29 protein-coding genes and 1 riboswitch are annotated in these 26,474 nt (G+C 47.8%); of the genes, 5 read left to right on the top strand and 24 right to left on the bottom strand.

Annotated features, from left to right (window positions below; all coding sequences use genetic code 11):
• Window positions 1-99 (top strand): IS3 family transposase (locus AC0TWI_RS19235; RefSeq protein WP_488124311.1); only part of this gene is annotated, 99 nt, incomplete at its 5' end.
• A gap of 108 nt (window positions 100-207) precedes the next feature.
• Here AC0TWI_RS19235 and AC0TWI_RS19230 read toward each other — a convergent pair.
• Together AC0TWI_RS19230 and prsW are read right to left on the bottom strand one after the other, a co-directional pair.
• Window positions 208-765, bottom strand: a complete 558-nt coding sequence (locus AC0TWI_RS19230) for a DUF1697 domain-containing protein (protein ID WP_488127959.1) — start codon at window positions 763-765, stop codon at window positions 208-210.
• Between the two features lie 358 nt (window positions 766-1,123).
• On the bottom strand, window positions 1,124-1,822 hold the full coding sequence (gene prsW / locus AC0TWI_RS19225; RefSeq protein WP_488127958.1) for a glutamic-type intramembrane protease PrsW: 699 nt from the start codon (window positions 1,820-1,822) through the stop codon (window positions 1,124-1,126).
• Between the two features lie 109 nt (window positions 1,823-1,931).
• Here prsW and AC0TWI_RS19220 point away from each other — a divergent pair, with 109 nt between their 5' ends.
• Entirely contained in the window at window positions 1,932-2,903 is a 972-nt protein-coding gene (locus AC0TWI_RS19220; RefSeq protein WP_488127957.1) for an asparaginase, read from the top strand.
• Window positions 2,904-2,996: 93 nt separating this feature from the next.
• On the opposite strand, the gene AC0TWI_RS19215 is transcribed toward AC0TWI_RS19220, so the two are convergent.
• From AC0TWI_RS19215 to AC0TWI_RS19180, 8 genes are all read right to left on the bottom strand, one after another.
• Complete coding sequence (locus AC0TWI_RS19215) at window positions 2,997-3,968, bottom strand: YpdA family putative bacillithiol disulfide reductase (RefSeq protein ID WP_488127956.1); 972 nt, start codon at window positions 3,966-3,968, stop codon at window positions 2,997-2,999.
• A gap of 85 nt (window positions 3,969-4,053) precedes the next feature.
• Window positions 4,054-4,617: an adaptor protein MecA gene (locus AC0TWI_RS19210; RefSeq protein ID WP_488127955.1), complete on the bottom strand. Its 564-nt coding sequence runs from the start codon at window positions 4,615-4,617 to the stop codon at window positions 4,054-4,056.
• Window positions 4,618-4,675: 58 nt separating this feature from the next.
• Window positions 4,676-5,446 (bottom strand): metallophosphoesterase, encoded by a 771-nt coding sequence (locus tag AC0TWI_RS19205; RefSeq protein ID WP_488127954.1) that lies wholly within the window; start codon window positions 5,444-5,446, stop codon window positions 4,676-4,678.
• Between the two features lie 153 nt (window positions 5,447-5,599).
• Window positions 5,600-6,055 (bottom strand): DUF2663 family protein, encoded by a 456-nt coding sequence (locus AC0TWI_RS19200; protein WP_488127953.1) that lies wholly within the window; start codon window positions 6,053-6,055, stop codon window positions 5,600-5,602.
• Between the two features lie 62 nt (window positions 6,056-6,117).
• Complete coding sequence (locus tag AC0TWI_RS19195) at window positions 6,118-6,786, bottom strand: LysM peptidoglycan-binding domain-containing protein (protein WP_488127952.1); 669 nt, start codon at window positions 6,784-6,786, stop codon at window positions 6,118-6,120.
• Window positions 6,762-7,382, bottom strand: a complete 621-nt coding sequence (locus tag AC0TWI_RS19190) for a CPBP family intramembrane glutamic endopeptidase (protein WP_488127951.1) — start codon at window positions 7,380-7,382, stop codon at window positions 6,762-6,764. The genes AC0TWI_RS19195 and AC0TWI_RS19190 overlap by 25 nt, the downstream gene beginning before the upstream one ends.
• Window positions 7,379-8,842 (bottom strand): RecQ family ATP-dependent DNA helicase, encoded by a 1,464-nt coding sequence (locus tag AC0TWI_RS19185; protein WP_488127950.1) that lies wholly within the window; start codon window positions 8,840-8,842, stop codon window positions 7,379-7,381. Before AC0TWI_RS19185 ends, AC0TWI_RS19190 begins: the two co-directional genes overlap by 4 nt.
• Window positions 8,839-9,918 carry a YpbB family protein gene (locus AC0TWI_RS19180; protein ID WP_488127949.1) on the bottom strand — a complete coding sequence of 360 codons (1,080 nt, stop codon included), beginning with the start codon at window positions 9,916-9,918 and terminating at the stop codon, window positions 8,839-8,841. Before AC0TWI_RS19180 ends, AC0TWI_RS19185 begins: the two co-directional genes overlap by 4 nt.
• A gap of 253 nt (window positions 9,919-10,171) precedes the next feature.
• Here AC0TWI_RS19180 and AC0TWI_RS19175 point away from each other — a divergent pair, with 253 nt between their 5' ends.
• The gene (locus AC0TWI_RS19175) at window positions 10,172-10,420 is read left to right on the top strand and encodes a ferredoxin (RefSeq protein ID WP_488127948.1); all 249 of its coding nucleotides are present in this window, start codon (window positions 10,172-10,174) and stop codon (window positions 10,418-10,420) included.
• A 135-nt stretch (window positions 10,421-10,555) separates the two neighbouring features.
• Here the strand turns inward: AC0TWI_RS19175 and AC0TWI_RS19170 are convergent, their stop codons facing one another.
• The 13 genes from AC0TWI_RS19170 to AC0TWI_RS19110 all read right to left on the bottom strand — a co-directional run bounded on the left by AC0TWI_RS19170 (window position 10,556) and on the right by AC0TWI_RS19110 (window position 24,340).
• Entirely contained in the window at window positions 10,556-11,137 is a 582-nt protein-coding gene (locus tag AC0TWI_RS19170; RefSeq protein WP_488127947.1) for an ECF transporter S component, read from the bottom strand.
• Between the two features lie 156 nt (window positions 11,138-11,293).
• Window positions 11,294-11,430, bottom strand: a riboswitch (FMN riboswitch).
• Window positions 11,431-11,484: 54 nt separating this feature from the next.
• The gene (locus AC0TWI_RS19165) at window positions 11,485-12,303 is read right to left on the bottom strand and encodes a peptidoglycan DD-metalloendopeptidase family protein (protein ID WP_488127946.1); all 819 of its coding nucleotides are present in this window, start codon (window positions 12,301-12,303) and stop codon (window positions 11,485-11,487) included.
• 168 nt (window positions 12,304-12,471) lie between these two features.
• Window positions 12,472-13,662: a hypothetical protein gene (locus AC0TWI_RS19160; protein WP_488127945.1), complete on the bottom strand. Its 1,191-nt coding sequence runs from the start codon at window positions 13,660-13,662 to the stop codon at window positions 12,472-12,474.
• On the bottom strand, window positions 13,640-14,179 hold the full coding sequence (sigX, locus tag AC0TWI_RS19155) for an RNA polymerase sigma factor SigX (protein ID WP_488127944.1): 540 nt from the start codon (window positions 14,177-14,179) through the stop codon (window positions 13,640-13,642). The genes AC0TWI_RS19160 and sigX overlap by 23 nt, the downstream gene beginning before the upstream one ends.
• 976 nt (window positions 14,180-15,155) lie before the next feature.
• Window positions 15,156-16,928, bottom strand: coding sequence for an ATP-binding protein (locus AC0TWI_RS19150; protein ID WP_488127943.1), 1,773 nt, complete (start codon window positions 16,926-16,928; stop codon window positions 15,156-15,158).
• Window positions 16,925-17,641: a response regulator gene (locus AC0TWI_RS19145; RefSeq protein ID WP_488127942.1), complete on the bottom strand. Its 717-nt coding sequence runs from the start codon at window positions 17,639-17,641 to the stop codon at window positions 16,925-16,927. Before AC0TWI_RS19145 ends, AC0TWI_RS19150 begins: the two co-directional genes overlap by 4 nt.
• Window positions 17,642-17,753: 112 nt before the next feature.
• Window positions 17,754-18,944: a c-type cytochrome biogenesis protein CcsB gene (ccsB, locus tag AC0TWI_RS19140; protein ID WP_488127941.1), complete on the bottom strand. Its 1,191-nt coding sequence runs from the start codon at window positions 18,942-18,944 to the stop codon at window positions 17,754-17,756.
• Window positions 18,928-20,601, bottom strand: coding sequence for a cytochrome c biogenesis protein ResB (gene resB / locus AC0TWI_RS19135; protein WP_488127940.1), 1,674 nt, complete (start codon window positions 20,599-20,601; stop codon window positions 18,928-18,930). The genes ccsB and resB overlap by 17 nt, the downstream gene beginning before the upstream one ends.
• A 12-nt stretch (window positions 20,602-20,613) precedes the next feature.
• Window positions 20,614-21,150, bottom strand: a complete 537-nt coding sequence (gene resA / locus AC0TWI_RS19130; protein ID WP_488127939.1) for a thiol-disulfide oxidoreductase ResA — start codon at window positions 21,148-21,150, stop codon at window positions 20,614-20,616.
• A 117-nt stretch (window positions 21,151-21,267) separates the two neighbouring features.
• Entirely contained in the window at window positions 21,268-21,999 is a 732-nt protein-coding gene (locus tag AC0TWI_RS19125; protein WP_488127938.1) for a pseudouridine synthase, read from the bottom strand.
• A gap of 96 nt (window positions 22,000-22,095) precedes the next feature.
• Window positions 22,096-22,629, bottom strand: a complete 534-nt coding sequence (locus tag AC0TWI_RS19120) for a spore maturation protein (RefSeq protein ID WP_488127937.1) — start codon at window positions 22,627-22,629, stop codon at window positions 22,096-22,098.
• 2 nt (window positions 22,630-22,631) lie between these two features.
• On the bottom strand, window positions 22,632-23,225 hold the full coding sequence (locus AC0TWI_RS19115) for a nucleoside recognition domain-containing protein (protein WP_488127936.1): 594 nt from the start codon (window positions 23,223-23,225) through the stop codon (window positions 22,632-22,634).
• Window positions 23,222-24,340 carry a D-alanyl-D-alanine carboxypeptidase family protein gene (locus tag AC0TWI_RS19110; RefSeq protein WP_488127935.1) on the bottom strand — a complete coding sequence of 373 codons (1,119 nt, stop codon included), beginning with the start codon at window positions 24,338-24,340 and terminating at the stop codon, window positions 23,222-23,224. The genes AC0TWI_RS19115 and AC0TWI_RS19110 overlap by 4 nt, the downstream gene beginning before the upstream one ends.
• A 229-nt stretch (window positions 24,341-24,569) precedes the next feature.
• Between AC0TWI_RS19110 and AC0TWI_RS19105 the strand changes: the two genes are divergently transcribed.
• Window positions 24,570-25,250 (top strand): cytochrome c biogenesis CcdA family protein, encoded by a 681-nt coding sequence (locus AC0TWI_RS19105; RefSeq protein WP_488127934.1) that lies wholly within the window; start codon window positions 24,570-24,572, stop codon window positions 25,248-25,250.
• 46 nt (window positions 25,251-25,296) lie between these two features.
• Here AC0TWI_RS19105 and AC0TWI_RS19100 read toward each other — a convergent pair whose 3' ends face one another.
• On the bottom strand, window positions 25,297-25,626 hold the full coding sequence (locus AC0TWI_RS19100; protein WP_488127933.1) for a four-helix bundle copper-binding protein: 330 nt from the start codon (window positions 25,624-25,626) through the stop codon (window positions 25,297-25,299).
• 236 nt (window positions 25,627-25,862) lie between these two features.
• On the opposite strand from AC0TWI_RS19100, the gene AC0TWI_RS19095 reads away from it, so the two are divergent.
• Complete coding sequence (locus AC0TWI_RS19095; protein WP_488127932.1) at window positions 25,863-26,456, top strand: YdhK family protein; 594 nt, start codon at window positions 25,863-25,865, stop codon at window positions 26,454-26,456.
• Window positions 26,457-26,474 lie beyond the last annotated feature (18 nt).

Here is a 26,474-nt window from a genome sequence, read left to right as displayed (position 1 = left end):
ATTAACCATTATATGGTCTATTATAATAATTATCGTTATCAGTGGAATTTAAAAAAGATGACCCCTATTCAATATAGGAATCATCTTCAAACTGCTTAATCTCTTTTTTTATTGTGTCCTTGACATAGGTACCACTTTATTCACCGCCTCTTTTACTAAAAAAATGCACCCGGTTGTTATTTGAATGTACGTACACGTAAGTGATGGCTAAGTATTCATAGTGGATGCCATCGTATGAAGCTTGTTTAACGTTCTCCAGTTGCGAATTGTCACAGGTGTACCCAATTTCTGAAGTTGATTTGCCAGCTTGGAATTTCGAATACTGTTAGAAAACAAAAGGTACATCTCACGATTTTTGGCCTTGTACGTTTCATATTCGTTTTTATATTTGTTTAAGCTTTCTAAGCTTCCCTGCGGCGGAGATTCACGCAAAAAAGCCACGTATAGGCTTTCTCCCACTGCTGTAGCTTCTGCATCAGAAACTTCCTCCTGAGAAAATGGACAGTTTCCAACAATCATTTCCAATTCTAAGGCCGTTCTCAAAACAACGTTAACCCTAAAATGAAATTCTTCTTCAATTTTCTTTTCTATTTGCATTTGTAATGCTTCTTTACTGTCATTTGATTCGAAGACGATATTACCGCTTTGAATATAAGTTTGTACCCGATTTAGCCCCAAAGATTCTAGAATTCGTCTTAATTCGGCCATCTTGATTATATTTTTTCCACCAACGTTAACACCCTGCAACAGTGCGATATAAATCATCATTTCTCCTCTTTCCTTATCCAGAATCCATCTCTTTTCTTGTAACAGTAGAAATACCTTTTCCGCTACAGGCAATAATGTATTTATCTTCTGCTCTCCATCGACAAAGAAGCCTCATGGGCACTTTCGTAACCCAGTCCTCCTAGACAATAATCGAATCAGAACACAATTCACAATCACCAATTTCGATGCCTCTAGTATTATTTTTTCTAAACCATCTCATTTCCTTCAATAGCCCACACTTTTTCCAAAGCGATTCTTCTAATAAACGTTTGATTTAGCCGTAATTGTATATAACATTTATGTTCCCCGCCATACGAGTGACGTCATTCAATGCAAGAAAACAAAAGAAGAAGCTTCACTTCGCATGGAAGGTCGCTTCTTCTTCGAATATTTGTTTCTGATGATGCTTTTTAGTTAACAGATGGGCCTGCTTCGTTTTCCGGAGGCCGAGCCACCATAAAAACAGCATGAATGGCAGCGTATAATATAACCAATACTTTTGGCTGACGAGGATATAGTCATAGAGGCCATGAAGCAGAAAGGGGGCGAAAAAAGAGGCGAAAAGCGTTCTCTTCCTTATCTTGCCGTTACCGAATTTTGCTTTCCCCATATAGTAACCCATGATGACACCGAATAGTGCGTGAGAGGAAACCGGGAACAACGCCCTCCCGATCGCAAACTCCACTCCGTTGACAACCAGATAGAGTATATTCTCCACGGTCGCAAACCCTAAGGATATACTCGTACCGTAGACAATTCCATCATAGGGCTCATCAAAATCGCCATGCTGGTAAATGGCAAGCATAAGGATGAACCATTTAAAAAACTCTTCAAGCAAGGCAACAGAAAAAAACGCGGAAAGGAATCCGCTTTTAAAGATTGCTTCTTCCCCAATCACATATTGGATGAACATAATTGGGAATGTCATCAATGCACCGAAAAGGAAGACTTTGAATACGGTCCGTATCGGTTCCTGATTATATTGATCACGTAAATAAAAATAACTGAGCAGCGCAAGTCCGGGTGCGATGCCAGCGGATAAGAGCACTAGCATAGGCAGCCCTCTTTTCTTTCGATTTCCTTCATCGTATCATGGAATAGAGCGATTGAGAATGACCAATCCGGAAAAAGACCTATGAAATAACCATCAGGAGGAAAACACAGTGAAAAAAATTCTTCTTATCCATACAGGCGGCACCATTTCCATGCAAGAAGATGCTTCTACCGGCTCTGTCCAGCCAGCTGGCCGGAATCCGCTGCTTGACCTGACGTCTTCTTTCGGGCAAGAGGCGGACTTGCTCATTGAAGAGCCATTCCATAAGCCGTCCCCTCATATTACAGCCCTCGACATGCTGGAGTTAAAAAAATTGATCGATCGCCATTACCAAAGCGGCAAAATTGACGGCGTTGTCATCACCCACGGTACTGATACATTGGAAGAGACCGCCTACTTTCTAGATTTGACCGTCCAGGCGGACATCCCGATCATCGTCACCGGCGCCATGCGTTCCAGCAATGAAATCGGTTCGGACGGCCCATACAATCTCTTGTCGGCCATCCGCGTGGCAACAGCCGACGATGCAAAGGGCAAGGGCGTCCTCGTCGTCTTGAATGACGAAATCCATACAGCGGTGAACGTGACAAAGACCCATGCGAGCAACGTCTCCACTTTCCAAAGTCCGCAATACGGGCCGATCGGGATTGTCACAAAACGGGCGATCATTTTCCATCACAAGCCAACAGAAACGGAAAAATACGAGATTGGCACAGCGATGAAAAGGACAACGCTGCTCAAAGCATACGCCGGGATGGACTCCTCCCTTTTTGATGCAGTGCTTACGATGGGATTTGATGGTGTCGTCGTCGAAGCGCTCGGCCAAGGCAATTTGCCGCCCGCAGCTGTACCGGGCGTCCGCCGGCTGCTCGAGGCAGGCATCCCAGTCGTCCTCGTCTCCCGCTGTTTCAACGGCATTGCTCAAGACGTCTATGGCTATGAAGGGGGCGGCAAAACATTAAAAGAAATGGGAGTCATCTTCTGCAACGGGCTGAACGGCCCAAAAGCAAGGATGAAATTGATGATTGCCATGAGTAAAACCGCAGACCTCAAGGAACTGAACGAACTATTTTCTAGATAACTGGAGGCTACTGGGAGCTTTGGACAATCGAAAGGGGCTGTCCGGGATCAGTTTACACTGACTTTCCGGACAGCCCCTTTCGTGTTTTCGCACTTATTCTGCTTTTTCTTTTGCCTGAATGGCGCTCGCGATGAAACCACCGTGAAATTTGCCGTTTTCAATGAAAATTTCATTGGCATTGTTGCCGGCAGCGATGACGCCTGCAATGAAGATACCCGGGACATTTGTTTCCATCGTCTCAGGGTCGGCTTCCGGCCTTCCGCTTTCAGGATCGATCCTCACGCCCATATCACGCAAAAAGGCGTGATCGGGGTGATAGCCGGTCATCGCAAACACGAAATCATTGTCGATTTCATGCTCTCCTTCCGGATCACGATACACGAGGCTTGTTTCCTTGATTTCGAGAAGATGAGAGTCAAAAATCATTTTGATTTCCCCGTTCCTTGCCAGCGCTTCGAATTCCGGCAGGATCCACGGCTTGATGCTTGGGGAATATTCGCTTCCCCGGTACAGGCATGTCACGTCCGCACCGGCTTTATGCAATTCGAGTGCCGCATCGATCGCAGAGTTCTTTCCGCCGATTACAGCGACCTTCGTCTCGAAAAACGGATGGCCTTCTTTGAAATAATGATATACCTTGGGGAGGTCTTCACCCGGGATGTTCATGTAATTCGGGCTGTCGTAATAGCCGGTGGCAATGACAACATACTTTGCCGAATATTCGCCTTTGCTTGTCTCCACCATAAAACCTGTTCCATCCGGACGAATATGACGGACGGTCTCAAACCGGTTGATCCGCAAATCCTTCAGCTTCACAACTTCCCTGTAGTACGTCAAGGCATGGTTCCGCTTCGGCTTTCTCTCAACTGTAATAAATGGCACATCACCGATCCCCAGCTTTTCACTCGAGCTGAAAAACGTCTGATGTGTCGGATAATTGTAAATGGCGTTAACAATATTCCCTTTTTCTATGACAAGCGGTTTTTTTCCAATTTCCTGTAAAGCGATTGCGGCCGCCAAACCGCATGGGCCGCCTCCTACGATGATGACATCCTCTTTTTGCATGCTGCAACTCTCCTATCCGCAACTAAAAAATCTCCTCATTTTATGATAGGAGATTTGATGGGGAACCGCAAAAGATATGTTTTAATCAAAAATGATGCTGGAGAATATCTATCGCCCTGTGACGGATGATCACATTCCCGTATTCCAAAAGATAGGCAGCAGTGTGAGCCGAGGATCCGCCGTATTCTTCACAGAGCCCTTCCAGTCCGTCCCCCGAAGTTCCGTCTTTCTGAAATAGCATGTAATAGCGCTCCTTCAACGAAATCAGCGTACTGCCGGCCGCGCTGAGCTGCAGATTCTGAAAAGCCTTCGCCATCATGATCACCGGGTCGATGCTCTCGAACTGGAGCACGAACTCCTGGTTCCGTTTCGGCGGCTCCTCTTCCTCTTCTACATCCTCCACCTGCTGCTCATCGAGTGTAAGAATTAGGACAAGCTCTTTTGCCGTGAGGGAAAATATTTCAATCGACACAACGCCATCCGTTTCAAGCGCGTATCGTCTGTTCGCTTCATCCAGCATCTCTTCAAACAAGTCATCCCAGATAAAGGAGTTTTTCAGCAATTCTTCTTGAACAAAACCTTTATCGGTCAACTCATCAAAAGAAATGGAGTATTTGATCTTATTCATCGCGATTCTCTCCAGCTTCATCAAACCCGCCCCCTGAATCATGCTCTTAACCCATACTATGAAAGGAGCGGCAGATGGTTCATCGACCCACGCCTTTGATAGTCAGGAGATGGGTTTCCGCTTTGGCGCCGAGGCGGAGCGGCAGCGAGGTCGTTCCATAGCCGTTGCTGATCAGGTGAATCGTCTGGGGAAGCTGGCGCAGAGAACCAAGTTCATAAGGGCCGATGCCGAAAATGCGAATCTGCCCCCCGTGCGTATGGCCGCTCAGCGTAAGGGCGATACGGTGATCCTCCTTCACCTCGCGGATGATTGACGGGTTATGGCAGAGAAGGATCCGGTGTGCGTTCGGAGAGATGCCGGAGAGAATGCTCGATAACGCCGGCCTGCGGTAGGCCAAGTCATCGAGTCCGATCAATGCGAACACTTCGTCCCCTTTTATAAAGGAAACATGGGTATTTTTCAATTCGACGGCTCCGCACTCTTTCAACAGGCTAGACAGCGTTTCTTCTGCTATTTCATAATCGTTATTTCCCCATATAAAATAAACCGGCGCAGCCTCCCTCAACTTGATCAAATTTTCCTTCACCCTTTCAAGCGGCACTCCCTTCTCTGTTAAATCCCCGCCGATAATAATCAAATCGGCCTTGCCCGCGATATCTTCAACAATTCGGCCGCTGACCACCCGGCGATGAATATCGGAAATGAAAAACACGGTCAGCCCGCCAAAACTCTCAGGCAGCTCCGGCAGAGAAATCGTTTGCCGGAGGACACGGTCTGAGAATGCCTCCCTAAGCATATAAATGAGCAGGCCAATACCCGCAATAAATACAATCGTAAGTAATATAGCCACAATATCACCCTTATTCAGAATACGAAAATCATACCATATTTTCCATGACGCGGTCAGAAAATTCACGAGGAACGAAAAAAGGCGGTTCCAAGATGGAAGACCGCCACATGTACCGATAGTGCCCGACTTTTGTTAACATAATATTATTAAGTGCTACTTACTTTCGTGGTACAAATTGATGTCAAAGTCCTTTTTCATTTTTTCATAGAGAAGATGGCGGTCCTCCCATGCCTTGTCCTTCCATAGATCCTTGCTCCGGTCAATGATTTCCGCACGGAGGCCATGGTATTCTGTATCTGCTTTCTCCTTGCGTTCGAAGGTGATTTTCATCGCGCCGATGAGGAATGCCCCGACGAGAAAAGCGAGCTGCACGAGCGGCTCTTGAACGGATTTCATTAGCAGCTCTGCAAACGGTGCACCTTCCTCCACCGCTGCCATTTTTCTTACACCAAAAAGGCAGACAAAAGCGAAAATCCAGACTGAGGCCGTGATCAGAAAGTGGATGTTCTCCATCTTCGTCAGCTTTGATTTTTTCTTGACCAAAGCGAGGACCATTGTTTTCGTCGCTTCATCCGTATGCTCATCAAACTGAACGGTCGGTTTACCCATCAAGCCTTCCTCCTGTCTTCTGTACTACTGTATGTCCTAGAAGACAGGAAAATGACGGAGAATCATTTTGGAATAACGAGCTTTTGGCCGACATGAATATCATTGCCGTTCAGCCCATTGGCCGCTCGGATCGTTTCCACGCCATCCTTCGACTGATAGTAGTTCATCGCAATCCGGTAAAGCGTTTCACCCGGCTGAACCGTGTGATAAACCGTGTTCCCGGCTTCCTGCTCCTGCTGAGACTGAGACTCATCGGACTCTGACTTTTCCGGTTTGGTTTGTTCCGGTTCAGTTTGTACCGGCTTAGCAGCTTGTTGCTCTTCCTTTACTTGCTCAGTCTTGCCAGATGGTGAGTTTTTTTCATCTTTAGGTGATTCTGCTTTTGCTTCGTCATCCTTTGGTTGTTCAACAGTTGCGGCAACTCCCGCCAAGCCATGGTTCGAGTCGACCAATACACGTTCTCCAGAAGTATGGTCGGGATCCGACTTTGTTTTGGCGCCTTTAGCTACCAGTGAAACGGTGATAGGCAGTATCAGAATGATGACGAGCAGAACGAACGGAACCGATAGAGACTTTTTCTTTTTCTTATCTTTTTCGTCTTCGCTGTTATCCTGCTTCCGTTTCTTGTACTTTTTCCCGTGCAGTTCGACCCTTGTCATCGGCCGCTGCTCATCTTTTGATTCTTCCATCAGCGGATCCCTATTTTTCAATTGCTGTTTTTCTGTTCGCATTGTCGTTTCCCTTCCTTGTCCCTGTTATCCAAACGCAAATAGACACCAAGCAAAAAATCGATGGCAAAATGCATGGCGATCACCGGCAGCAGCAGCTCCCCGGACCATTCATAAACCCAGCCAATGAAAAAACTGAGAATGGTCACATTTACCGCCAGATACCAATGACTCCAATACCGGACATGTACCGCTGCAAAAATGATACAAGCCCAGAACAGTCCAAATTTCGTCTGTATGACGCCGCGGAACAGGATTTCTTCAGCTGCGGCGACCAAAATGGCGGTCAGGGCAATTTTCCAGACGGGCATCCCTCGAAAAATTTTCTCGTTGATGCCGCCGTCATCATAAAATCGTTTCGGCAGCCTGTTCATCAGGATTATGTCGATGCCGGCAACCGCCGCTCCAAACAACAGCCCTAGAAGAACAGGGCCGGCCTGAAATTTCCATAGGGCGGCAAACGAACCAAAGCTGTCAAAGAAGAAAAAGCCAAGCAGCAGCGCGAGAAAAGCCAAAATCAATTGAGATAGATATAATTGCTTTGTCAGCTCCGGACCCGACATCATCTTGGCCAGATCCGCCTGTTTCATCCGGCTCATAGGCGTCCTCCCGGTAGCAGGAGCTTCTCCAAAGTCTTTTCCCAGGAACAGCCTGCTTGCGCAACGGCTTGGCTGTTCTCTTGCCGGTAGGCGTCCAACGATATGCCGCATCGGTCACAGCACTTCCCGTTATTTCCGGCAGGCTGTTCACCAAATAGGGCAAGCATCCCTTCTCTTCTGCACCCTTGCGCCAAAATCCATTGTTTCATCTCGTTCAGCTTTAGCCATTTATGCCGCATCCGCCTGTCTTTTACGTCAATTGCATACTGAACAGGATCCTCATGACCTTCGCTATTTGCTCCGTAATGTTCGAGAAAACGAAACTGGACATCCGTAAGCCCGAGAGCCTCCATCAAATCGCTCTTCGCCAGTTTTTCCCTTTGCTCAAAATAGTTCAGGATCTGCCGATTATCCGGCAGCTCATACTCGAGAAACTGGGCAGGCAGCTGTTCATCTCCCCGGCAATAGAGAAGGATAGCCGTGCTTGGTTTTTGATCCCTTCCTGCCCTGCCGATTTCCTGGATATACGATTCGGCCTGCGCCGGCAGATGGAAATGGATAACAAAGCGGATGTCATTTTTATTAATACCCATTCCAAAAGCACTTGTAGCACAAATCACTTGCAATTGTCCGTATAAATATTGCTGCTGGATCAAAATCCGCTGTTCCTGGTCCATTCCTCCATGATACGCCGAGACGCCTTCGACGCCATTTTGCTGGAGAAACTCCGCCATCTCCTCGGCCATTTTTTTGCTGGAAAAATAAACGATCCCCGGTTTCTGCAAGTAGTTGACAAGCTCAGCCAGCCTTTGTTTTTTCTCTTGTTGATGAGTAACCTCTTCGACGATGAGGGAGATGTTTGGCCGATCAACGGAAAAGATGAACTCAGCCGGTTCCTCAAGCAGCAGCTGGCTCGCAATGTCCTTCCTTACATCCGCGCTTGCTGTCGCGGTCAGCGCAAGTGCCGTCGGATTTCCAAGCTCCCGCCGGATCTTTCCGAGGTTCAAATAGTCAGGACGGAAATCATGGCCCCACTGGGAAATACAATGAGCCTCGTCAATCACAAATAGGGAGATGTGTACTTTTTTCAACTGCTCTACTAGATAATCCCAGCCGAGTATTTCCGGCGATACGTAAATAAACCGGTAGCTCGGCAATGATTCAAGGATCGATCTCCGTGTTTGCGGATCGAGGAAAGAGTTCAGAGCCACAGCCCTTTTTTCTCCGTTCATCCGCAACCCTTCAATCTGATCCTGCATCAAAGAGATGAGCGGCGAAATAACGAGAACCGTCCCTTCCTGTACATACGCCGGCAGCTGATAACAGAGGGACTTCCCTGTCCCGGTCGGAAGCAAGGCGATTGTGTCCTTTTTGTCCAGCACGGACCGGATGATCTCCTCCTGCCCAGGCCGGAATCGGTCATAGCCAAAATATGTTTTTAATGATTGCATTATGTTCATTGCCACTCACCCATCTTTGCCAGAACGAGGCGGATTTGAAAATACGAAGCCTGTCCAACAAAATCCTTGATCGGCTTCAGCTTCTTCTGCCCCAATTCGGTTGCCGCTTTCCGGATCGCTGCACTGAGCGCCGGATCAACAAACGGCTCCGCAGAGAATTCCGGATCAATTAAAGCGATCTCGATAATATGGTCTTCAATCGTACTTTTTTTCAACCTTCTCATTTTGGCGATTTCCTCGACGGACCGGTTCCTTTTCAACAACTCGTAAGTCCTCAGTGTTGATTGGGTAAACGGAAAGTGCTGATGAATTCCCAAAAGAAGCTGGTGCAGAAGCGGAAACTCATCCGGGCTGCTTGTGATGCGGCCAATTGTATAATGAAGTCCATGTAGAAATCGGAAATGGTATTCTGTTTCTTCATAGCCAAGCCGGAGAGCAGCCTGTTTTTCCGTAAGCCCGATCACCTCATAGCCGCTGAGCCGGGCTGTGATGAGGCCAGGGTCCTCCGGGAATCCGCTTTTGAAGATTTTTTCCAATTCTTCTAGCAGTCCCGGTGCTAGGGACGTTTTCCCGCCTTTCAAGGAAGTCAGGAATTGTTTTACCCACCGGACCACTTCCTGGTCTCTCTGGATCGGATAATACCGATTCTGCCCGTAAGCAATATGGGAGACAGCCTGGATAAGGAGCGTCAGTCTTTTCCAGAAAACGAGTGCGGTATCCTGAAATGCCCATCCGTCAAGATAGGGAAGTCTCTCCGGACGGTTTGGCTGCTGATGCCTTTGAGGATAGGCATAATCCCCGTCCAGAGTTATGTATCCCGCTGTTCCCATCTCTTTTAAAAGATTGTCAAATTCATATCGTTTTAGTCTTGGCATCGTTTTGAAATAAGTCGTCAACTCAAATAAATGCGCGTCCTGGATTGTTTGGGATGACTTTTTCCCTGTCAGCAGATGGAATGTTGAATAAACCGTCCGTTCGCCGGCAGTTTGCTCAAGACATTGCATAAGAACGGACTGCAGATAGGTCATATACATCCCTTCCTTTCCTGTTAGATGCCGCGCTTCCGAACTTTTCATTGCTAAAGCTCTTCATTCAATTTTATCATGAATCTGCCCTTTCGACTATTGCCGTCAAATTTTGCAAAGCGGTTTTAAGAAACCTAATTCCGGATCGAGCCATTTTTTATGACACCGCATACAATTGAGTGACAGGGGAAAAGCGTTGAAATGTTTGATAAACAGGATTACAATAATGTTGGATGCAAACAGTATTGTGTTGAAAAAGTTCACTGCCCCAGCAATAATGGGGAGGGGATCGGGAGGATGGATCATGCCGAAATTCACGATAGTAGATAAAGATACATGCATTGCCTGCGGGGCTTGCGGAGCAGCCGCACCTGATATTTACGACTACGACGACGAAGGAATCGCCTATGTGATCCTCGATGACAACCAGGGGACAGAGGAAGTCCCTGAAATTCTCGAGGATGATATGATGGATGCGTTTGAGGGGTGTCCGACCGATTCTATCAAAGTGGCGGATGAATCGTTTGACGGTGACCCGTTAAAGCATGAATAAAGAGAAGTGAACATGCCGGAACCTTGGTGGTTCCGGCATTTTTATCGTTTTGGCGCGAGGTCATTCTGTGTTTTTCCCGTTTTCTACCTACATAAAAAGGAGCTGCGGCAGATTTTCTGCGGCAGCTCCTTTGATTTATACGTTCCGGATTGAGGATTGCTTAGCTAACCATACATGCATCTTGCTGTGGATCAGCATGTAGATGACCGTGACGATGATTCCTTTCGCCAAATTGAACGGCAGGATGGCAGCGACGACAAATTGTCTCAGGTCCGCTGACGTCATCGGATCCCATCCAACAAATCTCGTATAAGCCGGGAAGATGACAAAGTAATTTAAAATGCTCATGAATACAGCCATGATTATCGTGCCGGAAATCAGGGAAAAAACCAATCCCTTTCTAGTATCCAGACGCTTGAACACAAAATAGGCAGGCAAAACGAACAAGAGTCCGGCAACAAAGTTGGAGAAATGCCCAATTGGAATTCCTGTCTCACTGCCGCTTGCCAAGTAGTCGAGCACATTTTTGAACAATTCAACGAGAATAGCAGCGACCGGACCGAATAAGAAGGCAGCAATCAGTGCAGGAATGTCGCTGAAGTCCACCTTTAGAAATGGCGGAATCATTGGCAGCGGGAACTTGATGAGCATCAATATGAAAGCCAGACTGCTCAGCATCCCGATTACAACATACGCTCTTACATTTAACTTTTTCATTTTCCTCTCTCCTTAGAGATTCACCCCATGTTGAAGAAAGGCACCCACTTGCTGGTCCCAGACATCAAAAACCCCCAAAGATCAGAATCTTTGAGGGAGAATATCCAGGCAACCTAAACAAGCAATTCAAATCCTGCCATTTGAAATGCGGGCGACCTTCATCTTCTCCCATCCAGACTGTACTGTCGGCTTTGGAATCGCACCAAATCCTGCCCCTGAAGGCTCGCGGGCTAACAGCATGAATATGCCGCATTACCGCCGGTGGGGAATTTCACCCCGCCCCGAAGATGAATCGTTATTTTATTTTCAACGTCATTATACTATATTTGCGCTCATATGAAAAGAAATTAATTTGGCGATGCCGGAATGCTCAGTTCCTGAGACACGAGAATCAGGTCGGATTCGAGATTATTCACCGATTGGAGTGTCTCTAGGCTTATCTGATAATGGCGGGCGATGGACCAAAGTGTGTCCCCATTTTGCACGATATACGTCAATTCTTTTTGCATAGGCTGCCTCTTTTCCGTCTCCAGATAACCGTAAATCGAAGATGCCTTATACAATGTGCTCTCCTCATAGGCGTCAGCTTGAAGCGGATCGGAAAGTACGGCACCCGCTGTTTCGATCGCTCCGCCGATTGCCGGCTCCATGGAGGCGACTCCATAGCCGATCTCCCTTGTCCCAAACACAAGGAACGGATCAATGGCATTGTCTTTTTCGATTGTCCATCCACCCTGGTGAATTTCAAAATGAAGATGGGTACCGGTAGATTGTCCGGTGCTTCCCATCGTGCCAACTTTCTCGCCTTTAGCAACATCCATACCCTCTTGCAGCTCCAATGTATGTAAGTGAGCGTACACGGTCTCATAATCATTCGCATGGCGGATCATAACGACATTTCCATATGTAGGTGAGGTATACGCCTTTGTGACGATACCAGATGCGACGGCAAGAACCGGTGCATCATGATCTCCGGCAATATCAAGCCCTTTATGGGTGCCATTCCTAGACGAAAATACATCCGAGATGATGCCATCCGCAGGAAACGTCCAGTCCCCTGTTTCTTCAACCATTGGTTCCTCCGCCAGAACAACCGGGAATCGGCTAAAAGCGCTGCATAGTAATAGAAACAGAAGAAGTAAAACTGTTTTTTCGATCGTTTTCATGTTCAATCCTCCCGTTCGTTGTGGATGTTTCCATCCTATGACAGGATGTCCCAAGGAAGAACCGCTTTTTTTGCTGCCACTCTTTATGTTTGGCATTTTCCGTTTATATATGCATGTCATAAAAAAACCGTCTGACCCATAACGGGCCGAGACGGTTTTTTTCTTGTTTCATTTGAAAGCAATTTCGTTCGGAGCTTCCGGTACATCAACCGGTTTTTCAAAATTAAAAGGGCCCCAATTTTCTGGTTTAATATTATCGAATTTTACTTGCCTGTAACCGAATTCGCGTGCAGTCAAGAGAAGTCCTTCAATCAACCGCATGCTGTTTATCTCATCTGTCTCGGCTAAGTTCAATTCCTCATTGAACTGGAGAATTGCTTCATTCTCCCTCTCTTCGACTTCCACACCGATCTCATCCGAGATAACGGATTTGTAAAAATCATTCGGCGGCACTTTCATTGAGGCTACAGCCTCCTTCAGGCTTTCAGATGGCAGGTCTGCAGGAATCAGGTATGCCACTTCGCTGCCAGGAGGTGTATAGCTGTAGTATGCCTTACGGAGCTCATCCTGGATGGGATCGGGCTTGATCCCATAATCGCCAAGCTCGACTGGATTTCCTTCCTCATCCTTGAATTCGACCATTCCGATGCCCTTGCCTTTCAGCATATAGCCGAGCATCGGCAAAATGAGCTTTTGGTTCCGGGAGAAATATTCCTGGTGCTCTGGGTCAATCACTACATCGAGTTTGCCCTCTTCTTCCTTCAATGATTCGAGAAGAGGAGTAGGATCGGAAAATTCCGGATGATTGCGGACGACATTCACAGCCGCTTCTTTATAGGCATCAATCCATCCCATTTTTTCATCAGGCACGACCATCGAAACTGGCAGTACAATCGCATCCCCAGTTATGACCCCTAGTGTGACAAGCTGTCCAGAGGACATACCGGCCCGGTAAATAGCGGTTGTTTCCGGCTTTTGTGCGACGCCCAGCATGCCGGCTGGCTCTTTTGTATCCTCTGGCTTTTCCTCTTTATTTTTAACGGCAACAGAATTGTCCGGTGCTGCATCTGCCATGCTTTTCGCTTCTTCTTTCGGCATCTCTCTCTTCGCTGCGTGGTGAAGGGTGGCCACATCCTGTTCTGCATCAGGCGGCTGGGAAAAGAACATGATGAGAAATAAAGAGGCAGCAGCGAGAAGAGTGAACGCAGGGACAGCAATATGCCACCCATTCCTCCTCTTCCTCTCCGGCCGGATCCCCCGGTATACCTCCTCGATGCTTCGGCTGTCTTCTATCCTCGGCAGTTTCTTCAGCAACTTTATCAACTCTTGCTCTTCATCATACTGAGGCACGCTTCTCACCCTCTTTCTCCCTCTGTGCATCCATCTTTTCTTTCAGTGCCTTTAATGCGCGATGCTGGGTCGTCTTCACTTTGCTTTCACTCCAGCCTAGTGCTTCGGATGTTTCAGAAATCGAAAACCCATTCAAATATCTCATGACGAGCACGAGCTTCTGATTTGTATTGCACAGCTCCAGACATTCATACAACTGGCGGACTTCCTCGTTCTGCATCGCTTCCTCATCCGGCAGCGGTGAGTGGTCTCTGATCTCCTGGCGGTCCCAGTCGAATTTATCATAAAGCTTTTCCTTCCAGCTTCTTTGCTTGCGGAAATGATCGATTGCGACGTTTTTCGCAATCGAAAACAGCCATGTCTTTTCGGTACTCTTCCCTTCGAATCGGCTGTAAGATTTCATTACCCGAACGTACACATCCTGGACCAAATCCTCGGTCTCCTCTTTGTTCTTTACCATATAAAATAGGAATTGGTACAAGTCCTGGTGGTATTTCATGTATAAATCACGAAAAACGGAGTCCATCCATTCCCCTCCCCGTCTACATATTAGTCGGTTTTGCGGCAAAAAAGTTACAAATAAACGAAAAAATGATTCGTTAATCGAAAAACTAAAAAAACTCTCACGCTATCTTGGTTTACACTGATTTTCCCATAAAGCCTCCTAACAGGCAATGAGTCATTTTATGTAATGGGAAAGAACAGGTTATATAAGGGATGCCCAGAAATACACTAAAACGAATTTTCCTGATCGCTCCTTTCTAATAATGCAAAACCGTTACCCAGTTCTGGTTCTTCCCGTTCGAACATCCCTGTCCGCACTTTGGAACCTAAAAAATTGGCATACGGGTTTTTTCACGTGTCTATCCGGATCTTTGACACCGGAAAAATTGGCATACGGGTTTCTTCAGGTGCCTATCCGACTCTTTGACACTGGAAAAATTGGCTAACGGAGATTTTCACGTGCCTATCCGACTCTTTGATACCAAAAAAATAGCAAACGGGTTTCTTCACGTATCTATATTTGAAAGTGGCAGCTCTTCAGCCGTATCCACAGCAAAACAGCAAGAAAAAGGAAAAAGCTGTCCAGAAAGTCAGTACTAAACTGATTTTCCGTGACAGCTCCCTTTTTTTAAAAATAATTTCTTTGCACAGAATCGAATGACTCCGGACGTGCCATCTTTCCTAAGGCCAGCCGCCCTCCGCTTTTCCTTGGCCAGCTGCGGGCGGCAGGGGCTCGAGGTCATAAGCCAAGAAAGGAGAAAGGTTGGAAAGCACCTTTTCCTTTCTCGTCTTATGCTTGTCGCCCCTAATCGGCCGCCCTCCGCTTTTCCTTGGCCAGCTTCGGGGGCTAGCTGCTCGAGGTCACAAGCCAAGCAGGAATGAAGGCAAAAAGCGCCTTCTTTCCTGCCCGTCTTGTGCTTGTCGCAGCTGGGCAAGCCCCCTCCGCTTTTCTATGTTCCTCATGGAACAAGATTTAGCGTCATTGTTCAACATATTATTCAAAGTCGGGGGAGGAGGATGGTGAAGGTGGTGCCTTGGCCGAGTTTGCTTTTGACGGATATGTGGCCGTTGTGAGCATCGACGATGTTTTTGGCAATCGCGAGTCCCAAGCCAGTGCCGGATCTTCCGCGTGTTCTGGCTTTGTCCGCTTTGTAAAAACGTTCAAAGACAAATGGAAGGTCATCTTCCGGAATGCCTGATCCGTCGTCCTCAACATAAATCGCTACTCCGCTTTCTTGCTTGTTCATCCCGACGATGATTTCGCCATTTTTATCGGTATGGCGGATGGCGTTGTCGATCAAATTGGTCAGTACCTGTTCGATCTTGTCCGGGTCAATCGACAGAATTATCCCTTCACCTGTGAAATTGCCTTGCAGTGTCACTTCACTGTCCCGGGCTAGTCCCTGGAATTTGTTGATGATCCGCTGGACGAAAGGCTCCATCTGGATCTCTTCGCTGTGAAGTGAGATATGACCGGCTTCCATCCTGGCGAGGTCAAGCAGTTCATTGACAAGCCTGCCAATTCTAAGCGATTCGTCATATATAATTTTTGCGATTTCCTTTTTCTCTTCCTCGGTTCCAGCGATGTCGTCGATGATCGCTTCACTGTATCCTTGCAGCATGGCGATCGGTGTTCTTAGTTCATGGGAAACATTGGAAACGAAGTCGACGCGCAGCTTATCAAGTCTTCGCTCCTCCGTCATGTCCCTCAAAACGGTCACCGCGCCGCGGACGCTTTGCTGGTTAAGCGTGTAAAGCGGGCTGACGATCATCACGTAATACCGGCCTTGAAGCGTCAATTCCCCCGTCTGTTCCTGTTCAGTCGAAACTGCCTGCTTTAAGAGTTCTGCAAGCTCTGGCGGGATCGACCCTTGATTATCGCCCGCCTCATAGTGCCACTGCTGCAAAAACCACTCTGCCGGCGGATTCGTAATCAGGATCGAGCCGTCACTGCTGAATGTCATTACGCCGTCAGCCATGCTGCTTAAAATGCTGGAGAGCTGTTCCTTTTCCTGGCTCAGCACATTCATATTGAATTTCAGCCGCTTGCCCATCTGATTGAAGGCGATCGCCAGCTCCCCGATCTCATCATGGCTGAGGGACGGGATGCGCGTATCGAATTTCCCCTTTGACATTTCAAATGCGGCCTCTTTCATCTTTCGGAGCGGGGCGGTAATCCGCGTCGATAGGAAGAAAGCAAATACCGTTGTCAGTACAATTGCAATCCCTGCCGCCAGCAATATGAGCTTCGTCGTCTTCTGTGACGTATGCTTCAGCACATCCAGTGACTGATAAACATAGACAGCCCCTTCTCTCCCGTCGTCAAGGGTTAAAGGCACGCCCGCGATGATGAAGTTGTCAAATCGAGTCGTCTCTCTCGGCAGCTCCGAGATGGACAATTCCTTTTTCACCGTTTCCCTTTTCGTAAAAACAGATGAGAGGTCATGATCATTCAGAAAAAACTCACGCGGGACGGAACCCTCAGTGTCATCTGCTGAAAAGACGAAGTGATCTTTATCATAGGCAACTGCCAATTCGACCGGTGCCTCGATCATTTCAAAGACGAGCTTTTCACCCATATCATCATGAGGATGTGCTTCAATGATGCTTGATATTTTCTTCGCTTGCTCGGTCAATCCCAGTTCAATTTGGCCGACATTGTAGTTCTCGAAGAACTCGAGCAGGAGAATCGTCAAGATGATCAGCACGAAGGAAACGAGCGCAAGGATCGTCATCCATAGTTTGCCTACAACACTGCGCCAAAGCCTCATTCATTACCAGCTTCAAACTTGTACCCGACACCCCATACGGTCACAATCATCCCGGCAGCTTCTTCGGATACTCTGTTCAATTTCTCACGCAATCTCTTTACATGTGTATCAACTGTGCGGAGATCGCCGAAAAACTCGTAATGCCAGACCTCCTTCAGCAAATGTTCGCGGTCGAACACTTTATCAGGCGATTTTGCGAGGAAATGGAGCAATTCATATTCCTTCGGCGTCAAATTGACTTCTTTGCCATCAGCCGTTACCCGGTGGGCATCATTATCAATTGATAGATGCGGATAGACGATGATGTCACGGGCAGTCGTATCGTTTTGCAAATAGGTGGACTGGGATGTTCTCCGCAGAAGCGCCTTTACCCGCAGGACCACTTCGCGCGGGCTGAACGGCTTAACGATATAGTCATCGGCTCCGACTTCAAATCCTTGCACCCTGTTTGCCTCTTCGCCTTTCGCTGTCAGCATGATGACAGGCGTCGCCTTTTCTTCGCGCAGCTCCTTGCATACCTCGATTCCATCTTTCCCTGGCATCATTAAGTCAAGCAAGATGCAATCGTAATCATTTTGCAAGGCAAGACGAAGCGCCTCTTCCCCATCTTCAGCTTCCTCTATGAAATAATTCTCTCTTTCCATATACATTTTTAGCAGCCGGCGAATCCGGTCCTCGTCATCCACAACTAAAATCTTCACATCTTTATCCATTCAACTTCCCCCTTCTTCACATCGAACTTACTTATCCTTATTTTATAGGAAAAAGGCCCGCACTACAAAGTGAGGGCTCTTCTTCCGTTTTTCCATTATCGATTCTTCTGGATCATGCGTATGAGTGCAGTCCGGCAATGACCAGGTTGACGCCTACTAGGTTAAAGACGATGATGGCGACACCGATCACAGCAAGCCAGGCTGATTTCTCGCCATGCCAGCCCTGTGAAAGCCGCAAATGCAGGAACGCGGCATAGAACAGGAATGTAATGAGCGCCCATACCTCTTTCGGATCCCAGCCCCAGAATCTTGTCCAAGCGATCTGCGCCCAGATCATCGCGAAGATCAGGCCTCCCAGTGTGAAGACCGGGAAACCGATCAGAACAGAGCGGTAGCCGATTTCATCGACCATATCCAGGTTGACCCTTTTCACTAGCGGCTGCAGCAGCGTGCTGATGCGCCTGCGGGTAACCAGCCTGATTAGCAAGTAAAGAACGGAGCCAGTGATCAGTGACCAGATGACCGTATTCAGTCTCTGTGCGTTGATCAATCCCGGCATATTGATGAGCGGCTCCATCTTGCCGGATGTCAGCAGCTCCCCTTCATGAGGGCCGACCAATGCAGGCATCGCATAATTCGCCACTTTCTGAGCACCTTCGTCATCAACCCAGTTGAATTCGGCTTTATAACCTGCAGCCGAAAATGCGGAGGTGAACAGGATGAACCCGAGCGTCACAACTAAGCTGTACATAATGACTTCAAGCCAGATGGCTCGTTTGTCGCTTGCTCTCGTATCGACGACTTTCAGCAAGTAGATAAGCCCTGCAACGAAACTGATCGCGAGGATCGCTTGTCCCGCTGCAACGGTTGTTACGTGGATGTGCAGCCAATAGCTCTTCAGCGATGGAATGAGCGGGTTGACGTCCTTAGGGAACATGCTCGCATAGGCGATCATCAGCAGCGCGAATGGCAATGCGAATAATCCGAGCACGTTCAATTTATAGATAAAGAAGATTAGTATGAACGCTCCAACGAGCATCATGCCGAAAAACGTTGTAAATTCAAACATATTGCTGACAGGGGCATGCCCGGCAGCGATCCAGCGAAGCACGAAGTAGCCAAGCTGTGAGATGAAGCCGGCAATCGTCAGAGTAATGGCGATTTTCGACCAAGAATTGACTTTCGAATTTTTTTCGCGGCCTCTTTTATCACGGATCCCTCCGCCGAAAAACAGCGTTGCGATCAAATACAGGATAAAAGTAACGAACAATAAATTACCGCTAAGTTTAACTAACTCCGTCATCTGTATTCCCACTTTCTTCGCCTTTGTCCTTATTGTCTTTTTTGTCTTGCTGGTCGATCGGCAGAGGAATGGCTGTATCTTTCACGATATGGGCAATCTCATTTTTAAGGCCATGCCAGTTTTTATTCGTATGGCCGGCGATGAGAAGTTCGCCGTTCACTTTCTGCAGCCAGATTCTCCGGTGGTTCCAGTAAGAGCCCTGAATGACCCCGATCATGAAAATCGCCCCTCCGAGTGCCAGAACCCAGAGTGTCAGGTCTTTTCTTACGGTCAGGATCGTTGTATTCATGGTGTCGACTCCGGCAAAGGTCATTTTATATTCGGTCTCGCCGAGCGGTTCGACGGTCTGCTGGATTGCAGTAAAACTTCTCTCGCCGTCCGGATGCTCAGGTGAAATCATGTTGAACACGAAGGCCGGATTTTTCGGCTGCGTCGTTTTCGTCTGCGGCTCCCCATTATCGGCAAAGCCGTCAAAGTCAGGGTAGTAGCCGAGCAGCTGGACCTTGTAACCGTTGTCGAGCTTATACTCGTCCTTTGGATCGTATAGGTCGATTGTGATTTGGCCGGCGGATGTTCCATCTTTTTTCCGCATTAAATCAAACGTCATCGATTTCAGCTCATTCAGCCGGTAATCAGTCTGATACAAGGCGAATGAATCGAATTTCAGCGGCTCATTCACTCGGATTTCCGCTTCTTTTTCTTTGACAAGCTTGTCATCGTCCCCGATGGCTTCGCCCTTCTCACGGCGATAAAGGACTACATCGGACTGGAAGTTCTTCACAACGTTCCCGACTCTTTCAAGCGCTTCGTTATACACTTCCTTATCCTTTTCCTTATCGTATAGTTCCATCGTGAATTTTTTGTTTTCGAGCGCATATTCTTTATGAGTGCCCGGAATGATCTTCGTTTCTCCTTCACGGAGGAAGATGACATCATCGACATACATTCCTGGTACGAAGCGGAGCATGCCGCCGATCAGGAAAATGATCAGGCCGATATGATTGACATACGGGCCCCATCGGGAAAATCGGCCTTTCTCAGCAAGGATATTGCCATTTTCCTCGCGGATTTTGTACCGTCTTGCGGCAAGCCGCTCCTTAATGGTTGCAAAATCCTGTTTATCGTCACCGCCGGCCGGCGCACGGTTAAACACACGCTGGCGCTTCAGGAAGCCTTCGACGCGGGTAATGCGCTGGTTCTTCAATGCGCGGTACAACGGCACGACTCTGTCCAAACTGCAGATAACAAGTGAAACACCGATCGAGGCGATCATCAATAAATACCACCAGGAACTGTATAAGTTCTCAAAGCCGAGCAAATAATAGATTTTTCCCAAGGTGCCGTATTTATCTCCATAAAAATCTGCCGGATCGACGTTCTGCGGAATGAAAGTCTGTTGTGGAAAAACAGTGCCGAGTGCCGAGGCGATCAGCGTAATCACAATCAGCCAGATTCCGACTTTCACAGATGAAAAGAAATTCCAGATCTTATCGATGATTGTTTTATTATAGGTCTGTGATCTGCGGGCACTGCCCTCATACCGCATGTCATGCAGTTTCTCTTTCTTCGCTTCCTCGGTAAGCGCCCTGCCGCATGCTTCGCAGAGAATCGTTCCTGTCGGATTCACATGCCCGCATTCACATTTCACTTCTTTCATAACGATACTCCTTTATTCAGGTTTGATGCTTTCCATCATGCCTGCAATCTTCGCCTCCGTCAGCTCGCCTTCATCTATACTGACGATTTTGCCTTCAGGATCTACGAGTATGGTTGCCGGCAAGTTATAGATGTTGTAAGCGCCCATGACATCCTTACTCTTGTCCTTTAAAACCGGGAAGCTCATTCCGTACTTTTGGACAAACTTGCTGATAAGAAATTCGGGTTCGCCTACGTTGATCGCGAGTACCTCTACACCTTGACTTTGAAAAGCTTTGTACTGGCTGTCTATGTAGGGCATTTCCCGTTCGCACGGCTTGCACCATGTGCCCCAGAAGTTCAGGAAGACACCTTTTCCGCGGTAATCGGACAGCTTGTGCTTATTGCCATCCATATCTGTCAGGACAAAATTCGGAGCCTGGTCGCCAACAGCAATTTTGCCGTGCTTTTCTTTCGTGAAGCTTGCATATAATGTATAGACGACCGCGATTGTCATGACTGCCAAAATGGCTGTTCTCATGATCAGGCGGCGTTTTTTCTTCGATGACACACTCCTACCCCCTCTTCCAATTTGGCCACTATGCGCTTATCATTATACCACTTTCAGATTGGCCGCCGGGGATGCTGTTTTGAAGGTTATGTGAAACTTCCCTGCACTGTAGCGGGATCAGCGTTCTCTTCCTGTTTCCGCCAATACCCGAAGCTGTTTCACTTCATGGGGCGTAAGTTCTCTGCTATCACCTGAATTCAAGCCCCGGAGATCAAGCATGCCGTACTTTTCCCGGCGCAGCTTCGCGACCGGATGGCCGACCGCTTCGAACATTCTGCGGACTTGGCGGTTTCTGCCTTCATGAATGGTAATCTCCACAAGTGAATTTCCCTTCCGCTTATCGTGGGACATGAATTTCACCCGTGCGGGCGCTGTCATGCCATCTTCCAGCTTGATGCCGCGTTCCAGCTTCTTCAATGTTTCCCGCAGCGGCAGACCCTCAACCTTGGCAATATAGGTTTTGTTTACGCCGAAACGCGGGTGTGCGAGCAGATTGGCGAATTCTCCGTCATTTGTCAGAAGAAGCAGTCCCGATGTATCGTAGTCCAGACGCCCGATCGGATAAATCCGCTCGTTGACAAATGGAAAGAAGTCAGTGACTACCTTTCTCCCTTTATCATCGTTAACAGCCGAAATGACTCCGCGCGGCTTATAAAGCAAAAAGTATCTTTTTTCTTCTTTGCCCAGTGGAACGCCGTTCACTTCAATCCTGTCTGTATCCGAAACTTTTATCCCTAATTCACGAACAACGCTTCCGTTTACGGTTACTTTCCCTTCCTGAATCAGTTCCTCCGCTTTTCTACGCGAAGCAACCCCTGCATGTGCAATCACTTTTTGTAATCGTTCCATTTTCCTCACCTCATCGCTTTGAATTATTACATATGTCTTCTAAAATTCAAAGAAACTTTCCCGGCGAACAGGGATAAAAACAAAAAAATGTCCAGATTATGAACTGAACATTAAGGTAGCTATGATAATCGCTGCTGAAATTCCGATCAAATCGGCGAGCAGGCCCACCTTTAAAGCATCTCCCATTTTCCGGATTCCTATTGCTCCAAAATAGACCGTAAGTACATAAAAGGTCGTATCGGTGCTGCCCTGGATAATGGAAGCCATCCTGCCGATAAAAGAATCCGGCCCATGGACTGATATCAAATCGCTCACCAGGCCTAAGGCGGCAGTGCCGGAAATCGGCCGGATGAAAGCGAGAGGTACGATATCGGCCGGTACACCGGCAAAATCTAGAAGCGGGCGAATCAGCCCGATAAAAAAATCAAGTGCGCCCGATGCCCGGAAAACTGTGATGGCGACAAGCATACCGACGAGGAAAGGGATGATCGAGACGGCAATTTTGATCGCTTCCTTTCCTCCCTCGACAAAATGCTCATAGGCAGGTATCCTCTTCCACACACTATAGAGCAGAATCGTTCCAATCAAGACGGGAATGATCCACATGGAAATGGCAGAAATTGCAGCCATGCCTACTTCACACCCTTTCTCTGTCTTCTATGCCAGAAATAACGGTCAATCAGGATTGCCCCGGCAGTGGAGAGGATGGTCGCCATCAGCGTGGGACCGACAATCTCCGTCGGATTAGCAGACCCGTAATTCATTCGGATGCCGATCACCATTGTCGGTATCAAGGTGAGTCCCGATGTGTTCAACGCGAGAAAGGTCACCATCGAACGGCTTGCGGCAGGCCCTTTTCCGTTCAATTCATGCAGCTGCTCCATCGCTTTGATTCCTAGTGGGGTAGCGGCGTTGCCAAGCCCAAACATGTTGGCAATGATGTTTGAAAGAATATACCCGACAGCCGGGTGATCGTCGGGTATATCCGGAAACAGCCGGACAATGACAGGCTTGAACAGTTTCGCCAGCTTATCGAGCAGGCCGGCCTCCTGTGCGATCCGCATCATCCCGAGCCAGAATACAAGCACACTGATCAAGCCGATACAAAGCGTGACCGCCTCATTCGCCGATTGGAAAATCGCTTCATTCACTTCTTTCATCTTCCCATTAATCCCCGCAAATATCAGGCCGATCGCTGTCATGGCCACCCAAATATAGTTGATCATCCGCCATCGCTCCCCTTGATGAAAAATATCCGCTCAAAAAATCTCCGGACGGGGCCTTTCTTTTCCGCGGGGGCCTCTACAGAGGAGTATACCGGGAGCCGTTTCACCGGCTCATCGTCTAACATCACCGTCACCTTCCCGGCAACCTCGCCCTCACTCCGTTGTTTGGCGTCAGTCAGCTTGTACGACAAACGGATTTTTTCCCTCTCCCCTTCTGCAAGCGGATAGGAGAAGGAGTGGCGCATCTCTATTTTCCCACCCTTTTTCAAGCCTCTTATCGGGCCGGTTCCGATGATTTCTGTCATGGTGTACTGCTTAAATCCCTCTTCAAACAGATTCATATGATCGTCCCAATCATTAGGCCCGTTCAGCGTAACCACAATCAGGTCAAGCCCATTTTTTGACGCGGTTGAAATAAGTGTTCTTCCGGCTTTTTTCGTGAAGCCGGTCTTGCCGCCGGTCGTATGTTTATACTTCTCCGTAAGAAGACGGTGTTTATTCGTCCAGCGCTGTATGGCCTCCCCCCGATTGAACTGATGAACCTTCGTGCCGGCAATTTTGGCATACTCCCCGTTTTTCATCGCATACCTTGTCAAAAGAGCCATATCATACGGCGTTGAGTAATGCTGATCATCGGTATCCAGGCCGGACGGATTGGAAAAAGACGTATTTTGCATTCCGATCTCTTCCGCTCTCTGATTCATCAGGACTACGAAGCCTTCCACACTCCCCCCGACATGTTCAGCTATCGCGGATGCTGCATCATTTCCCGACCGAAGCATCAGGCCGTAGACAAGGTCCCGGAGCTTGATTTTTTCACCGGGCTGCAAATAAATGGATGACCCTTCCGTGAAGACGGCCCTCTTGCTTACCTTCACCTCTTCGTCCATTTTCCCCGATTCAATCGCTAAAATCGCAGTCATGACCTTCGTGATGGAAGCGATCCGTCGAGGTTCATGCGCATCTTTTTCATATAAGACCCTTCCGGAGTGCAATTCCATTAAAATCGCAGACGTGGCGCTCACTGCACTTGTTTTCTTTGGAAAAAAGACAAAAGTGGACATCAGCAGAATAACTGCCAGTCCCAAAACTCCCCATTTTTTCAGTGCCTTCATATAGTTACTCCTCGGCTTTGTTTGTACAAGTCTATGCGGGAGAGCTTGTGTTATGAATGAAAATATAGCATGGCTAAATGAAAGCCATCGCCTCTGCACTGTATCTTCATATTGATGCAGTATCATAGGGAAAGGCTTGTAATGAGGGAGCGAAGGAATTTCGGAATATGGGGTTGAGGAGATGTAACAGGAGATCAGCAGGATCAGCAAGTTTTTAAGCGAGCCGTTCATGCAATTGTATACGGGTACGGAAATGCCTTTTGTTGCGGCGATTGTGCTTGGCATTATAGGCGCTTTGGCCCCTTGCCAGTTGACCGGAAATATCAGCGCGATGACGCTTTACGGCAATAAGAGTTTGCAGACAGCCAAACATTGGGCCGATGTGGCATTTTTTGTAATGGGGAAAATCGCAGTCTTTAGCGGGTTCGGACTTTTCGTCTGGCTGTCGGGCCAACGTTTTGAAGAGAACATCATTTTCCTGTTCCCCGTATTCCGCAAGGCAATGGGGCCGCTCCTTATGTTCACGGGGATTTTTTTGCTCGGGTGGATCCGGCTGGCGTTCATCAATCGTTATACGGCTAAAATACCATTGAGGCTCCGAAGCGGGAGAGCTGGAGCTTTTTTGATGGGCGTCTGCTTCTCCATCGCCTTTTGTCCTACAATGTTTGTAATCTTTTTCGTATTGTTTATGCCGATCGTATTAAACTCTTCCTACGGGATGATCCTTCCCACTGTGTTTGGGATCGGGACTACCATTCCTCTCCTGGCAGTAATCGGGATCATTTCGTTTTTAGGCTTCAGCGGCACACTTATGAACAAGAGCAGAAAAGCAGGATGGACAGTTCAGCGGATCGCCGGAGCAGCCCTTGTTCTTATAGGAATTTTGGACACGCTGACCTATTGGCTGTAGATAACAGAAAAGCTCCCCTGCCGACAAACCGGCAAGGGAGCTCTTTTTATGCAGCCATTTTTCTGCATTGTTCTGCGCACTTAAAACAAGCCTCTGCACATTTTTGACAATGCTCATGATCATGACTCTTGCATTCATTCCCGCAAGCTTCGCAAATCTCAGCGCATAATTGACAGATCTGCTTCGCAAAGGGACTGCCTGACTGCATCGATTTGACGGCAAATGCGCAAATATCGGCGCATTCCCGGTCCATTCGGATACAATCTGCCATCATGGCTACATGTTCTTCTTTCAAGCAGGCATCATAGCAAGCATTGCAAGCCTCCATACACTCCTGGCATGCTTTTATGCACGCTTCATACATTTGGCTATTCATCGAATCATCCTTTCTATTTATTTATTGTCCACTGTAACTTTTCCCATGTAGCTTGCGGATAAACTGCATAAAAAATGCACATTTCACTCGAGGCAGGATGCAAAAACGAATTTCATATGTTTTATGACAATCATTTCTGGTTCCGCCTTTGCAGCCCGATTTTTTATCCTTCTGCACGTTAATTGCACAATTGATGGGTATACTCCTTCTGGAAGCCGAAATAAAGGAGGATGGACATGGTATTTTACAAAAATAAGTTGGTGCTTGCTTCGGGGCTGCTTGCCCTTCTCTTGACAGGCTGCCAAAGCGGAAATGAAGCAAAGGATCAAGATAAAGCGGATGCGCCTGCTGAGGAGACTGCGAAAAATACTGACGGGAATGAACACAATATGGATATGATGCATGGGGGCTCAGGAGAAATTCCAGCAGGTTTGCAGGAAGCGAAGGATCCAAAATTCCCTGTCGGCAGTAAAGCGGTGATGCATGCAGATCATATGCCAGGAATGAATGGAGTGGAGGCGACCATAAGCGGAGCGTTTGCTACGACGGCCTACGCCGTCACATATACCCCAACGACTGGCGGCGAGCAAGTGAAAAATCATAAATGGGTTATTCATGAGGAGCTTGTCGATCCAGGCAGCGTCCCCCTTCAACCAGGAACAAAAGTAAAGCTGAAGGCTGATCACATGGAGGGCATGGACGGAGCGGAAGCAACGATTGACTCTGCCGAACAGACGACTGTGTATATGGTCGATTTTACGCCAGAAGACGGCGGCGAGGAAGTGAAAAACCATAAATGGGTCACAGAGGATGAATTATCGGCTGAATAAAAAAAAGCTGTACGGAAT

This window comes from Lederbergia sp. B243.17 (assembly GCF_057657925.1).
The sequence above is the reverse complement of the archived record's forward strand: the minus strand, read 5'-3'. Positions and strand labels throughout refer to the sequence as shown.

Coding starts and splice junctions, on each gene's coding strand:
- AC0TWI_RS19230 (WP_488127959.1), bottom strand. CDS start 765: ATGATTTATATCGCACTGTTGCAGGGTGTTAACGTTGGTGGAAAAAAT.
- prsW (WP_488127958.1), bottom strand. CDS start 1,822: ATGCTAGTGCTCTTATCCGCTGGCATCGCACCCGGACTTGCGCTGCTC.
- AC0TWI_RS19215 (WP_488127956.1), bottom strand. CDS start 3,968: ATGCAAAAAGAGGATGTCATCATCGTAGGAGGCGGCCCATGCGGTTTG.
- AC0TWI_RS19210 (WP_488127955.1), bottom strand. CDS start 4,617: ATGAAGCTGGAGAGAATCGCGATGAATAAGATCAAATACTCCATTTCT.
- AC0TWI_RS19200 (WP_488127953.1), bottom strand. CDS start 6,055: ATGGGTAAACCGACCGTTCAGTTTGATGAGCATACGGATGAAGCGACG.
- AC0TWI_RS19195 (WP_488127952.1), bottom strand. CDS start 6,786: ATGCGAACAGAAAAACAGCAATTGAAAAATAGGGATCCGCTGATGGAA.
- AC0TWI_RS19190 (WP_488127951.1), bottom strand. CDS start 7,382: ATGAGCCGGATGAAACAGGCGGATCTGGCCAAGATGATGTCGGGTCCG.
- AC0TWI_RS19185 (WP_488127950.1), bottom strand. CDS start 8,842: ATGAACATAATGCAATCATTAAAAACATATTTTGGCTATGACCGATTC.
- AC0TWI_RS19180 (WP_488127949.1), bottom strand. CDS start 9,918: ATGAAAAGTTCGGAAGCGCGGCATCTAACAGGAAAGGAAGGGATGTAT.
- AC0TWI_RS19175 (WP_488127948.1), top strand. CDS start 10,172: ATGCCGAAATTCACGATAGTAGATAAAGATACATGCATTGCCTGCGGG.
- AC0TWI_RS19170 (WP_488127947.1), bottom strand. CDS start 11,137: ATGAAAAAGTTAAATGTAAGAGCGTATGTTGTAATCGGGATGCTGAGC.
- AC0TWI_RS19165 (WP_488127946.1), bottom strand. CDS start 12,303: ATGAAAACGATCGAAAAAACAGTTTTACTTCTTCTGTTTCTATTACTA.
- sigX (WP_488127944.1), bottom strand. CDS start 14,179: ATGGACTCCGTTTTTCGTGATTTATACATGAAATACCACCAGGACTTG.
- AC0TWI_RS19150 (WP_488127943.1), bottom strand. CDS start 16,928: ATGAGGCTTTGGCGCAGTGTTGTAGGCAAACTATGGATGACGATCCTT.
- AC0TWI_RS19145 (WP_488127942.1), bottom strand. CDS start 17,641: ATGGATAAAGATGTGAAGATTTTAGTTGTGGATGACGAGGACCGGATT.
- ccsB (WP_488127941.1), bottom strand. CDS start 18,944: ATGACGGAGTTAGTTAAACTTAGCGGTAATTTATTGTTCGTTACTTTT.
- resB (WP_488127940.1), bottom strand. CDS start 20,601: ATGAAAGAAGTGAAATGTGAATGCGGGCATGTGAATCCGACAGGAACG.
- AC0TWI_RS19125 (WP_488127938.1), bottom strand. CDS start 21,999: ATGGAACGATTACAAAAAGTGATTGCACATGCAGGGGTTGCTTCGCGT.
- AC0TWI_RS19120 (WP_488127937.1), bottom strand. CDS start 22,629: ATGGCTGCAATTTCTGCCATTTCCATGTGGATCATTCCCGTCTTGATT.
- AC0TWI_RS19115 (WP_488127936.1), bottom strand. CDS start 23,225: ATGATCAACTATATTTGGGTGGCCATGACAGCGATCGGCCTGATATTT.
- AC0TWI_RS19110 (WP_488127935.1), bottom strand. CDS start 24,340: ATGAAGGCACTGAAAAAATGGGGAGTTTTGGGACTGGCAGTTATTCTG.
- AC0TWI_RS19105 (WP_488127934.1), top strand. CDS start 24,570: ATGCAATTGTATACGGGTACGGAAATGCCTTTTGTTGCGGCGATTGTG.
- AC0TWI_RS19100 (WP_488127933.1), bottom strand. CDS start 25,626: ATGAATAGCCAAATGTATGAAGCGTGCATAAAAGCATGCCAGGAGTGT.
- AC0TWI_RS19095 (WP_488127932.1), top strand. CDS start 25,863: ATGGTATTTTACAAAAATAAGTTGGTGCTTGCTTCGGGGCTGCTTGCC.